We start from the raw sequence: 12,207 nt of genomic DNA, 5'->3' as shown, positions 1-12,207 counted from the left end.
AAAAACAAACAAGCAATTTAGCAGTTTAACAATTTAACAGTTTATCAATTTACTCCGTAGGTGCCAATTTGTAATCCGTACCTTAGCCAAATGACTGAAAAATAGTGACTAATGACACACCGATTACAAATCGGCGTCAGCGGGGGATTTTAAAACTGCTATTGCTTATAATTTTCAAGAGACTTTCTGAAAAATCCAGCATCCAGCATCATTAAAAACAATGACTACAAAAAACACCATGACCATTATTAACACCGCACTAAAAGCCGCCATACAAGCCGGCGAAGAAATCATTAAAATCTACAACGATCCGAATTCCGACTTCTCTGTAGAAAAAAAGGCCGATAACTCGCCACTGACCATTGCCGACAAAGCCAGTCATAAAGTAATTGAAGCCGCTTTAATCAATACCGGCATCCCCATTCTTAGCGAAGAGGGAAAAACCATTGACTATGCCGAACGAAAAAGCTGGGAGACCTTCTGGCTCATCGACCCGCTGGACGGGACCAAAGAGTTTATCAAAAAAAACGGGGAGTTTACCGTGAACATTGCACTTGTTACAAAAGGCAAACCCGTAATGGGTATTATCTACGTTCCGGTAAGCCGGACACTCTATTTTGGATCGGAAGAAGAAGGTGCCTGGAAAATGGAGCAAGCTGATCAGGCATGCCGCTTGGAAACCTTAAAAAATAAAGGCCAAAAGCTGCCCGCTCCGTCTGCAACAGCTACCTTTAAGATTGTAGGCAGCCGCTCGCATATGAGCGCAGAAACCGAAGCCTATATTAAGCAATTAAAAAAAGCGCATTCGCACATCGAAATTGTATCAAAGGGAAGTTCCCTAAAGATATGTATGGTAGCAGAAGGTGTAGCCAACGAATACCCGCGTTTTGGCCCCACCATGGAATGGGACACCGCCGCCGGCCACGCCATTGCAAATGCCGCGGGTAAAAAACTGTGGTTAACCGACCTTAGCGGAGAACTGCAATACAACAAGGAAAACCTCTTAAACCCGTATTTTATTGTAAAGTAAGCGAGTCGGGCATTCGATCAACAATGGCACAACTTGTCACCGTAGGTGCGAATTTGTAATCCCTACCTTAGCCCAAAGACTGAAAAATAGTGCAATGACACAGCGATTACAAATCGGCGCGAGCGGAGGTAATGCAGCTATCAGCACCTAATCCTCCGTCGGTTTAACAACCGCCACCTCCTTTAAAAAAGGAGGACGATTCGTGCTATCCGGAACCTATACAATAATTCGTGTAATTCGTGGATAAAAAACAAACAAGCAATTTAGCAGTTTAACAATTTAACAGTTTATCAATTTACTCCGTAGGTGCCAATTTGTAATCCCTACCTTAGCCAAAAGACTGAAAAATAGTGCAGAATGACACACCGATTACAAATCGGCGCCAGCGGGGGAAAAACAAAACCAACTTTATTGTTTTTTTCCTACTTTTGAATATGCGTTTAAGCCAATTTCAAATAACAAGCATTAAAAGCCTGGCCAAAAAATATTTTGGACCAAACACCGCTGTTTCATTATTTGGCTCCAGAACCGACGACAGTAAAAAAGGTGGCGACATCGACTTATTCATAAAAAATAAAGACGAAAGCCTATTAACTCTTGAAAGAAAAATCCATTTCCTTGCTGAACTAAAAGCAAAAATTGGCGAGCAAAAAATTGATGTGGTTTTCGACAATGCGCATACGCGCCAAAAGAAAAATTTTTACCACTCCCTTACCCGTCATAAAATTGAAATTTGATTCCACCGCAATAGCTCAAAAAGAAAATGACAGCACCTGGCGATAATAAGGACAAATTACAAGAAGCCCTGCAACTATGCACCATTCATAGTGAAAGGATGCTTTTTGCAGAAGAAAAATTGAAAAAGCACTTTCCCCTGAGTAAAGCGACCTATTTACAGCTACAACCCGAGGAGTTAAGTTTTTTCGACCAACTGATTTTTCGATTTTCAAAATTACAAGACAGTATGGGCAGTCGATTATTCCCTGCTTTACTGCTTAACCTTGGCGAAAATGTAAAAGGAATTCCCTTTATCGACCTGCTGAACAAACTCGAAGAATTAGAAATAATAAACAGTGCCGATGATTGGTTGTTACTTCGCGAAACCAGGAACATTGTTACCCACGAGTACCCCTTTGTTACCGAAGAAGTAATACAAGGCTTAAACCTCTTACATAAACACACCGGGCTGTTATCGGACATTTGGAAACAAAGCAAAAACTACACTCACAAACGATTTAAACTATAAAGAAGTATACCGAAAGGCATTCCCCCGTCCGTTGGTGCGGATTGGTAATCCGTACCTTAGCCAAAAGACTGAAAAATAGTGCAGAATGACACACCGATTACAAATCGGCGCGAGCGGGGCTGACAACAATGGCACAAACTGTCCCGCATTTTAATCGGGAGCTTGCAAATCTGCGCCAGCGAAGGGAGCAAAATTTTAGAGTAGTTAAATTAATATCTATACATATGCAGTTGCAGGCTGGTTGTTTTATTCTCGCTTCGCTGCGACCTCCTTTTTTTCTACAGCAAAAAAAAAGGAGGAAAAAAATGCCGCCGCTGACATGAAAATTGCTAAAATTTAATAAACTCCACTAAAAGAAAAGAACTCCACTGACACTCGTTTCTCTCGGTCAGTGTCAAACAGCTTTTCTTTTTTAACGTTACGTTTTTCAAATTTCTTAACGCATTTTCATGTAGGCGGTTGAGGCGGGCTGCCTCCGTTGGTGCGAATTTGCAATCCGTACCTTAGCCAAATGACTGAAAAATAGTGCAGTCATGACACACCGATTACAAATCGGCGCGAGCGGGAGAAGTTACTTCGACAAAACACAGAAGACCTTTCAAACTAATATATTTTGAAGGATGCTTAAATCAGCAAGATGCTACAAAACGAGAAAAGTATTTACCCTGTGGAATAAAATCTGGGATTTTAATGCAAAGCATTATTCCACAGGGTAAAAAACACATTACGGCAAGATGTATTTGGGAAAAAGACTTGCAAAGTGGATTTCAGAAGATTCAACTGATGAATAATCCATATTGCTCAAATCTTACTTGTCGGGTGAAAATAAAAACCTTTTCACTTGATTTCACAGGATAAAAGACCGACAAAAAACATTTAGTAAAATGAATAACAACATCTACACAACCTTTGACAAGATTAAAGACAGAAACGCCAAAGAAATCTACCTTAAACAACAAGGCAAGGTAATTTGGTTTACCGGGCTTTCCGGGTCCGGCAAAACGACCCTGGCCAGCCAGCTCGAAAAACGTCTTTTTGAACTGAACTACTTTTGCCAGATTTTGGATGGCGATAACGTACGCTCCGGCATTAACAAAAACCTGAAATTTACCGAAGAAGACCGCCTCGAAAATATCCGGCGGATTGCAGAGGTTAGCAAACTGTTTATGAATTGTGGCATTATTCTTATTTGTGCTTTTATTAGTCCGACGAACGAAATGCGCGAACTGGCCCGTGAAATTATTGGCGAAGACGACTTTCTGGAAGTGTTTGTAAATACTCCGCTGGAGGTTTGCGAACAACGCGACCCCAAAGGACTGTACAAAAAAGCACGGGCCGGAGAAATCAAAAATTTTACGGGAATTTCTTCGCCTTTTGAAATACCCAATAATCCGTTTATCGAGGTAGACAATACCCGGCCCGATATGGATGAAACCATACGCGAAATGCTCAAGAAAATTATACCGGAAATTAAATTTGATCCGAGCAACATTCTGTAGTTTATCCCCCAGATGGGCATGAGACCGCCACGCCTGCGGCTCGCGGAACCGTACCATGAATAAAGAATTGAAATAAGAATATTCGCATTTCAAAACATCATTGAATGCACGAGTCTGCGAGGAGGCGAAGAATGAGCTGACGTGGCAGCCTCGTCACCTGAGCAAAGGATAAAATTTATTAAATAACTGAACTTTTTACCATGTCAGTATTACCAAGAAGACACCTGGCTAAAGCTATTACCTGGCGAATTATCGCCTCCTTAACCACCTTTATTATTGGCTGGATGGTTACCGGCGATCTCGATTTTGGTATGGCCATTGGTGCTGCCGACGTATTGATAAAAATTGCCCTTTACTACCTGCACGAACGCGCCTGGTACCACTCTAACTACGGCGTTTTACAAGATGGCAAGCACATTTATAAACCCATCTTTCGTTTTGGGAAAAAGAAAAAAGAGGAAACAAAAATACAGGAAGCAAAAGTTCCGGTAGAAAGTACCGGAACACAAAAATAGACTCATGATTCTCTGCTGGTGCGGATTTGTAATCCGTACCTTAACCAAAAGACTGAAAAATAGTGCAGAATGGCACACCGATAACAAATCGGCGCGAGCGGGGGAATAAAGGCAAATTAGAAAAGTAGTATATTTGTAAAAATGAAGAAAATGGAAACAATCATATTAAGAGGAGATTCGCCTTCCAGTGCAAAATTGATTCTCGAACTGGCTAAAAAGTTGAACTTTTCCGCACACAAAATATCAAATGCCGATGCAGAGGAGCTTGGAATTTCATATTCCATCGAAGAAGGTCTGGAGTCTGGCATGTTAGCAGAAGAAGAAAAACAAGATTTCATTCGATCACTCAAAGATTCTTGAGATGCAGATCGAAATCACAAACAAATTTCGAAAACAGCTTGACAGAATCAACGATAAAAAGATAAGATCAAAGTTATATACCGTCATTCAGGAAATAGTAAAGGCAAATGAGCTCTCGGAAATTCACCATCTAAAAAAGCTTAAAGGACACAAATCTTTTTAACGGATCAGAATGGGTAATTATCGCATCGGAATCTGTATAGAAAAACAAAAAATCATTTTGGCCGCCTTCGATCATCGATCAGATATATACAAATACTTTCCATAAAGCCTTTTGGGGGCTCGCGGAACCGTACGCCAGCTGGCGCACATTTGTTATGTGTGCTTCAGTCAATCGCTAAAAAAATTCATTCTTTCGAATGACACACCGATTCTAAAACGGCGCGAGCGGGGGGAACACGATGGAAGCGCACACCAGCAGAGTGAGTCCATAACTTTTGAAACTGCTATTTCTATTAATTTATAAGAGACTTTTTGAAAAAAACAGGCCAATCCTGTTCTCTAACATAATTTCATATTAGAATTAAAATGCCATAGTTTTGTAACTTTTTCTTGTTAATTCAAAGCAAACGCTGATCTTCGGAAATAAAGAAATTCTTACCCCGTAACAATCGGCTTCTTTGAGAAAGAATTTAGCTAAAATAAAAAAACCGGTGAGTTCTGAATCAACCCACCGGTAGAGTTAAATAACGTTTCCATTAGGAAACATCATTAATAACAAGTTAAAAGTAACAAATTATGGCAAATCAAGACGATTATTTAGCCAAAGAGGAAACCATTATGGCAATTCCCGACGAAGAAACCTTAGTTCCTAACCTTCCCATGGACAACTACCTGCAAAGTAGTGAGAATTTGTACCATTGGGCGCTCGACGACTTTTCGAAGTTAAAAACACTGGGGCTTACCCGTGAAATGCTCGACGACCTGCCCGTACGAACCGGGGCGGCACGTTATGCCCAGAGTGTTTGGAACAAAGACTACAACTCGCAACAGGAAGCTCAGAAACGCTGGACAGAAGAAGCCCCGGCAGCCTTTGAGCTTAGGGATGAGCTTTTGCGCACCTTACGGTATGCCTACCGCAAAGACCCTGCACTATTGAGCCGGGTAAGGGCCATTGCCGAAGGCGAAGGAAACGACGACCTGATACAGGATTTAAGCGACCTGAGTGTATTGGGGAAAGAAAACCCGGAACCATTAACAGCAATGGGCTTCGATTTGAGTTTGCTCGATACGGCCGAAAGCGAATCGGACAACAAGGCAACACTGCTGGCCGAGGCCAATGGCGATAAAGCCATACAGAACCAATCAAAGGTACTGCGCGATAAGGCCTACACCCACTTAAAAGAACTATCAGATGAAATCCGCGAGGCGGGAAAGTTTCTTTTTTGGAACGATAAAACCCGTTACAAAGGGTATACCCTTTCGTACTGGACACGCAGAAAACGAAAAAGCGGTACCGACGATACGAATATGAACACTGATACAAACGAATAGCCCATAGCAGGCGGCTCCTGTCATTACGGGAGCCGTCCTGCTACCCTTTTACCCTTCCTGCCACTCCGGCAAGCTTTCCTGCCGGGCAGGAAGGATAAAACTACCGGCAGGAAGCCCTGCCCCGGCGACAGGAAAGCCAACACCCCCCGGCAGAACGCCTCACCCCCTGGCAGGATGGGGTACCCCGGTAACAGGAAGTGCTGCCGCAACGGCAGGAGAAGAAAAAGTGCATAATAAGACACAATAGTATAGGCAGGTCCTCCCGTTGGGCATGAGACCGCTTCTAGCCCAGCTGGCGCACATTTGCAAGGTGTACTTCAGTTAATCGCTAAAAAAATTCATTCTTTCGAATGACACAGCAATTACAAATCGGCGCAAGCGGGGGGAGAAAAGACATAATCTTTTTGGCAAGCCCTGCTATGTAACATGAGACCACTTCGGTCTCCCGAATCTCGGGATCCCTCGTGGAATCGTTGCACCAAATAAAGTTTTGGAAAAAGAAAATCCGTATATAAAACAAATTTAATTGCAAGAGTCTGCGAGGAGTGAAGAATGAGCGACGCGGCAGCCTTAACAACTATGCAAACGAGATCATTTATAAAGAAACAACCAAAGCAGCCTTATCTCCTCAGGTGAGGATAAACTATGAAAATAAAAACCACCCTTAATAAATACCTTAATTTACCCCGTGAAATAATGCTTTGCATTAAAAACTTTGTTTCTATTTCACTGGGTAAACTTGATATCCATACCCTGGAGGTGGTGAGAAAATCCTCTGCTTCTACCGTGGTAAAAGTGGCTGGCATGGCCATTGGCCTGGGGGTTAGCATATTTTTGGGGCGTACCCTTGGTGCTGATGGTTTGGGTATTATTAACTTGTCAAATCGAATTGTTAGTTTGCTACTAGTCTTTACAATGTTTGGTTTCGACAATGTTTTAATTAAACATATTGCCATAGCTTACGAAAACAAAAATTGGCAAAAAATCGCGGATAACATTTTTACCTCATCGGTATTTAATGGTCTACTAGCAATTACGGTTTCACTTGGGGGATTATTTGCAACGCCCTGGTTGGTAGAAAATATTTTTCATGAGCCGGAACTGAAAACCCCTCTTATGATTGCCTTAGTTATGATTGTACCACAAACTTACTCTCGCATTTTTGCGGCAGGGTTAAAAGGTTTTCGAAAAATATGGCAAAGTGCATTAGTAAATGAAACTTTAAGCACGTGGGTGCTTGGTTTTTGCCTAATTATTTTACATATTTCAAAGAGTGATATTGATGTTGTAAGAGTTGCGATATTGTATGCTACTGGCCGAATCATTGTTACAACTACAATTTTTTTTTATTGGAGAAAACTTTTTTCTTTTCAAGGCGCAAAGGTATGGAATCTGCAGCCAATGCTAAAAACTGGCACCCCTCTTCTACTGGTATCTGCAACAGCAGTAATTGCATCAAATGCCAGTATTATATTACTGGGATGGCTTGAAAGTTCAAAAGAAGTTGGATTATTTAGCGTTGCTGCACGAATTGCATTATTGACGAGCTTTATACTGCAAGTATCAAATGCGGCGATTGCACCCAAACTAGCTTCGCTCTTTGCTAAGAGAAAGATTACTGAGATGAGAAAAATGGTACAAAGAGTTACTGGGGGATTAATCTTAACTGCATTTGGATTTCTATTACTCTTTCTTTTTAGTGGGAAAATATTTTTAAGCTTATGGGGTGATGAATTCACTGAGGCATATATAATCCTATTAGTCCTTAGTATTGGACAGTTCTTCAACATCTCTACTGGTTGTACAGGTTTGATACTTATTATGTGTGGCTTTGAGAAAATTCAAGGTTATATTTCGTTATCCTTTGTTTGCGTTAATTTAATATCTAATTACTTGCTTATTAAATATTTTGGTGCAATTGGTGCCGCTTTCGCAACTGCTATTACCATTTTGGGCGAAAACATTGCTAAAGTAATAATCGTAAAATTGAAAACTGGAATTTTAACCATACCAACCATATGGGATAAATAAGTATTGTAATTTTAGAATAGATCTTTTAATTAGTAAATATGAGACAAGAACCAACTTTCATAGTCGGTGTGTCAAGATCAGGCACCACATTACTTACTCAATTAATTAATGCTTCTGGACAAATTTATTTTGGAACTGAAACACATTTCTTCCGTTTTATTAATCAGAAAAAATATCGTAACACACCTGAATCAGAAGTAATTAAGAAATATCTGAATCTGAGAAGTAATCGATTTCTTTCCTATTTCCCATATACAAATTCAGAATGGGAAAAAATAAGCGAATATTCAAGAGAAATAAAAGGATATGCCGAGTTCTTCGAATACTTAGCTTCTTATCCTGCAAGATTAAAAGGAATTAACAGATATGGAGAAAAAACACCAAGCCATTTCAGGCATATAGAACAGATCCTAGAAATATTTCCTAATGCGAAAATTATAAATATCACTCGAGATCCTAGAGCAGTTTTTCAATCTCACCTGAAAGTGGATTTTGGAACAAAATCTCCTTTAAAATTTAAAAAAATGTATTCATCGAATATTAAGGTGATGCAACATTATAAAGGCGCCAAGCCTAAAAATTTTATTTCTATCAAATACGAAGATTTGTTAGAGAATCCTCATTTCACATTAAAAAAGGTATGTGAGTTTATTGAAATCAAATACACCACAAAAATGCTTTCTTCTTTCAATAATTCAGATACTAAAAATTTTATAACGACCCTTGAACCTTGGAAAAACAATACTGGTGAGATAGAAAAATCAAAGATTTATAGTTGGCAAATTTGTGAAAACAAAAATATCAACTCCCTAATTTATTTTCTTCTAAAAAATGAAATTAAGCTACTTGAATATGAAACGGATAAAAACTATTTTATAAAAAATATAGCAAGAATAATCAAATATTGGATGATTGATTTCATTAAATTAATAAGAAGAATTTTAATGCAAATAGTAAAAATCATCACCGAGCTTTAAGTTTTATTCTTATATTCTAATTCTTTCTTTTTATAAAACCAGAATTAAGACCTATTGGAAAATGCAAAATATTTATATCCACCCGAATATTAATAAAAACTCCGAGATAAAAAATGCAAATAAGAATCCATATATTGTTTTACTTAAAGAATCCCTTAAAATAGCTGGTTACAATATTTCTGAGAAAAAGGGTAGAGGAATACTAGGATTATTGAAAAACAGAAAAGCTAAAATATGGATAATAAACTGGCCTGAGTCGATAGTTTTCAAAAAGTACGGAAAGCTACAACTTCTAATATACCTGTTTTTATTGTTGTACGGAAGAGTATTAAATAAACATATAATTTGGATTCTGCATAATAAAACACATCATTCTAAAAAGAGCAGATATTCCACTCTTTCCACAAATATTACCGCATTTTTTACGAGAACTATAATTACACATTGTAAAGAAGGAGTACGATATGCAAAAGAAAACTATTATAAAAATGCATATTTCATTCCTCACCCTATCTATCCTAATCAAATAATTCCACAATCCAAAGAAGAATTGTATGACATTCTTATGTGGGGAGAAGTTAGTCCGAGAAAGAAAATTGCTGAATTCTTAGAATATTGCTCAACGGATGATTTATTGTCTAGTTTTAGGATCACAATTTGTGGTAAATGTAATGATGTTAAATATGCCCGAAAAATCAATGAATACGTGGATAAGTTAAATAGTATTAAGTTCATTAATAGATATCACGATGACTCTGAGATTAATGCATTTTTATCCAAAACAAAATACATTTTATTTACATATAATAAAGAAAGTATCCTTTCCTCTGGTGCTTTAACCTATAGCCTTGCTGCAATGAAACCAATTTTTGGTCCCAATACAGGAGCATTTGTAGACTTAGAAGACGAAGGTATTGTTACGACTTTTAACTCTTTTGGTGATTTAAAATTGAAGCTAAAAAATCCCAATTTTGATCTTTGTAGTCTTAGAAGATATCTATCAATCAATACATGGGATAATTTTGGAAAAAAGTTTAAGTTTATAACTGATAACTAAAATACAATTATACCTTACCGCATAAGCAACCTATCTTTTTTCAATAACATATCACATTTAGTCATGACCAAATATTTTTACGTAAAATCTTGTTTGAAAAGGCACATAATCTCAAATCCAAAAATATATTTTACCCTACTTAAATTGAACGGAAACTATAATGAGCGAATATGTCAAAAGGATACTGATATTGTTACTGAAGGATTCCCCAGGTCTGCAAACTCATTCTTTGTCAATGCCCTAAGGGTCACCTTTCGTATAAAAAATAGACCTATCATAAAAATAGCTCATCACAATCATTCAGTAGCCCAAATCAAAGTTGGATTAAAATATAACATCCCCATAGTAATACTTATTCGAAAACCTTCAGATGCCATTGCTTCTTTTATTTTGATGCAAAATCATAGTAATATTAAGAACTTGATAAAAGATTATATCTCATTTTACAGCTACGTATCCAAAGTAAAAAAGAAAGTTTTAATAATAACATTTTCCGAGATAATTAATAATTACCCGGGAGCAATCAAAAAAATTAATATCAAGTATGGTTTAGATTTCCCTCAAATTATGGATGGAAATATAAAAAAACTAACATTTCAAGAAATAAAAAAAAGAGACAATAAAAATCTTGGAAAGGATAATACAGAGAAGCATGGTATACCTTCAGACAAGAAGGAAATGCTAAAAAAAGAGATTATAAAAGAAATAGAAAGTATTCCTATTTATTACAAAGCAGAACAATTATACAATAGTCTGACTTAATATTCCTTGATAAAATAATGAAAGCACTTACAGCCTAATCAAATTTGCATGAACAAAAAAATTGTTTTCCTTACCTATCACAACTGGGAAGCCAAACGTCAGGGAGGGTTTCACAAATTTGCAGAACATTCAGCAAAAGTTGGCTATAATACTGTATTCTTTTCGTTCCCTCGGCAGTTCTGGACCTTATTCAGAAAAACTGATACGTTCAACTACAAAAAGATTGTAAAATTATTACGTGGAGTTTTTTATGAAATAAATGACCATTCATTATTTAATGGAACTGTTTTATCATTAGGGTTACCAATTCCTCCAAGATATTTCAAGTATTTCCCAGCAAGTATTCTCAACTTCTTTGAACGTATAACCATTCCTGGTTTAGGAAGATATGCAACTCAGCATTTTTCAAATGCGGAATATTTTGTATTCGAATCAACTGCTTCGGTATTACTATACAATTCAATTAAAAAATTATTTCCAAATTCTAAAATAATCTACAGACCCTCTGATCCTTTAATTGCTTTTGATTATGGTAAACGTTTTCGAAAACAAGAACTTGAATTACTCAAGAATGCCGATTTGGTATTACTGGTAAACAAAGATGGGCTCGAGCTTTATAAAAAGGAGTTTACCAACTTTGAAGCTTTGGTTAACTATAAAATAATTTCAAATGGAGTTGATATAAAACAATTCAAACATAAATACCCAAAACCCAAACAATTAAACATTCCCAATACTGTTTTGTATGTAGGAGCAAGACCCATAGATTGGGAAATGCTCCTAGCTGCATCAAAAAAATCAAAAGTTATAAATTTTATCATTGTTTGTCCACTGGAAATACCTCGCACTTTTCAAGAATCATATAAAAAACAAGATAACATAATTCACATTAAAGGTATTGAACGGTCATCGGTTCCTCAATGGATTACAAATGCGGATGTTATAATGGTACCAAATCCTCGATATTGGTATGAAAGATATCCATGGGGAATAACAGCTAAATATTATCAGGCCATTGCTGCTCAAAAACCGATAGTTTCATATCACGATACTGAAGAATTAAAAGACCTTAACATACCTGTTACCTTTGATTCAGACACATTTATTTCTGAGATTGAAAATGCGCTACAGAAGAAAAGAATCAATTATCCCTTTGACTTAAAACAAAAAGATTGGTCTTATGTATGTAATAGCTTTATTGAAGCTATTGAATCAATATAAAAATGAGTAACAGTT

At 37.4% G+C, this 12,207-nt stretch carries 12 protein-coding genes; all 12 read left to right on the top strand.

The genetic code is table 11. From position 1 onward, the window contains the following. Nucleotides 1-220: 220 nt before the first annotated feature. Nucleotides 221-1,030 (top strand): 3'(2'),5'-bisphosphate nucleotidase CysQ, encoded by an 810-nt coding sequence (cysQ, locus tag QZ574_RS18405; protein ID WP_297092277.1) that lies wholly within the window; start codon nucleotides 221-223, stop codon nucleotides 1,028-1,030. A 434-nt stretch (nucleotides 1,031-1,464) separates the two neighbouring features. Next, nucleotides 1,465-1,767 carry a nucleotidyltransferase domain-containing protein gene (locus QZ574_RS18400; RefSeq protein ID WP_297092274.1) on the top strand — a complete coding sequence of 101 codons (303 nt, stop codon included), beginning with the start codon at nucleotides 1,465-1,467 and terminating at the stop codon, nucleotides 1,765-1,767. A 26-nt stretch (nucleotides 1,768-1,793) separates the two neighbouring features. Then, the gene (locus QZ574_RS18395; RefSeq protein WP_297092272.1) at nucleotides 1,794-2,276 is read left to right on the top strand and encodes a hypothetical protein; all 483 of its coding nucleotides are present in this window, start codon (nucleotides 1,794-1,796) and stop codon (nucleotides 2,274-2,276) included. A gap of 884 nt (nucleotides 2,277-3,160) precedes the next feature. After that, on the top strand, nucleotides 3,161-3,775 hold the full coding sequence (gene cysC / locus QZ574_RS18390) for an adenylyl-sulfate kinase (RefSeq protein ID WP_297092270.1): 615 nt from the start codon (nucleotides 3,161-3,163) through the stop codon (nucleotides 3,773-3,775). Nucleotides 3,776-3,975: 200 nt separating this feature from the next. Next, nucleotides 3,976-4,290: a DUF2061 domain-containing protein gene (locus QZ574_RS18385; RefSeq protein WP_297092268.1), complete on the top strand. Its 315-nt coding sequence runs from the start codon at nucleotides 3,976-3,978 to the stop codon at nucleotides 4,288-4,290. Nucleotides 4,291-4,440: 150 nt separating this feature from the next. After that, a complete protein-coding gene (locus QZ574_RS18380) occupies nucleotides 4,441-4,650 on the top strand; it encodes a hypothetical protein (RefSeq protein ID WP_297092266.1) in 210 nt (69 codons plus the stop codon). Between the two features lie 738 nt (nucleotides 4,651-5,388). Then, nucleotides 5,389-6,144 (top strand): hypothetical protein, encoded by a 756-nt coding sequence (locus QZ574_RS18375; protein WP_297092264.1) that lies wholly within the window; start codon nucleotides 5,389-5,391, stop codon nucleotides 6,142-6,144. A gap of 645 nt (nucleotides 6,145-6,789) precedes the next feature. Next, nucleotides 6,790-8,175 carry a flippase gene (locus tag QZ574_RS18370; protein WP_297092262.1) on the top strand — a complete coding sequence of 462 codons (1,386 nt, stop codon included), beginning with the start codon at nucleotides 6,790-6,792 and terminating at the stop codon, nucleotides 8,173-8,175. Nucleotides 8,176-8,213: 38 nt separating this feature from the next. Beyond that, nucleotides 8,214-9,152 (top strand): sulfotransferase, encoded by a 939-nt coding sequence (locus tag QZ574_RS18365; protein ID WP_297092259.1) that lies wholly within the window; start codon nucleotides 8,214-8,216, stop codon nucleotides 9,150-9,152. 61 nt (nucleotides 9,153-9,213) lie between these two features. Next, nucleotides 9,214-10,209, top strand: coding sequence for a hypothetical protein (locus QZ574_RS18360; RefSeq protein ID WP_297092257.1), 996 nt, complete (start codon nucleotides 9,214-9,216; stop codon nucleotides 10,207-10,209). A 63-nt stretch (nucleotides 10,210-10,272) separates the two neighbouring features. Further along, complete coding sequence (locus tag QZ574_RS18355) at nucleotides 10,273-10,971, top strand: hypothetical protein (protein ID WP_297092256.1); 699 nt, start codon at nucleotides 10,273-10,275, stop codon at nucleotides 10,969-10,971. Nucleotides 10,972-11,019: 48 nt separating this feature from the next. Further along, the gene (locus QZ574_RS18350; RefSeq protein ID WP_297092254.1) at nucleotides 11,020-12,192 is read left to right on the top strand and encodes a hypothetical protein; all 1,173 of its coding nucleotides are present in this window, start codon (nucleotides 11,020-11,022) and stop codon (nucleotides 12,190-12,192) included. The last annotated feature ends 15 nt before the right edge of the window (nucleotides 12,193-12,207 follow it).

Origin of the sequence: uncultured Draconibacterium sp., assembly GCF_913063105.1 — a bacterium.
In the GTDB taxonomy this organism is placed as follows: Bacteria; Bacteroidota; Bacteroidia; order Bacteroidales; family Prolixibacteraceae; genus Draconibacterium.
This window is presented reverse-complemented; position numbering and strand designations above follow the sequence as displayed.

Coding starts and splice junctions, on each gene's coding strand:
- QZ574_RS18350 (WP_297092254.1), top strand. CDS start 11,020: ATGAACAAAAAAATTGTTTTCCTTACCTATCACAACTGGGAAGCCAAA.
- QZ574_RS18395 (WP_297092272.1), top strand. CDS start 1,794: ATGACAGCACCTGGCGATAATAAGGACAAATTACAAGAAGCCCTGCAA.
- QZ574_RS18370 (WP_297092262.1), top strand. CDS start 6,790: ATGAAAATAAAAACCACCCTTAATAAATACCTTAATTTACCCCGTGAA.
- cysC (WP_297092270.1), top strand. CDS start 3,161: ATGAATAACAACATCTACACAACCTTTGACAAGATTAAAGACAGAAAC.
- QZ574_RS18400 (WP_297092274.1), top strand. CDS start 1,465: ATGCGTTTAAGCCAATTTCAAATAACAAGCATTAAAAGCCTGGCCAAA.
- QZ574_RS18380 (WP_297092266.1), top strand. CDS start 4,441: ATGGAAACAATCATATTAAGAGGAGATTCGCCTTCCAGTGCAAAATTG.
- QZ574_RS18375 (WP_297092264.1), top strand. CDS start 5,389: ATGGCAAATCAAGACGATTATTTAGCCAAAGAGGAAACCATTATGGCA.
- QZ574_RS18360 (WP_297092257.1), top strand. CDS start 9,214: ATGCAAAATATTTATATCCACCCGAATATTAATAAAAACTCCGAGATA.
- QZ574_RS18355 (WP_297092256.1), top strand. CDS start 10,273: ATGACCAAATATTTTTACGTAAAATCTTGTTTGAAAAGGCACATAATC.
- QZ574_RS18385 (WP_297092268.1), top strand. CDS start 3,976: ATGTCAGTATTACCAAGAAGACACCTGGCTAAAGCTATTACCTGGCGA.
- QZ574_RS18365 (WP_297092259.1), top strand. CDS start 8,214: ATGAGACAAGAACCAACTTTCATAGTCGGTGTGTCAAGATCAGGCACC.
- cysQ (WP_297092277.1), top strand. CDS start 221: ATGACTACAAAAAACACCATGACCATTATTAACACCGCACTAAAAGCC.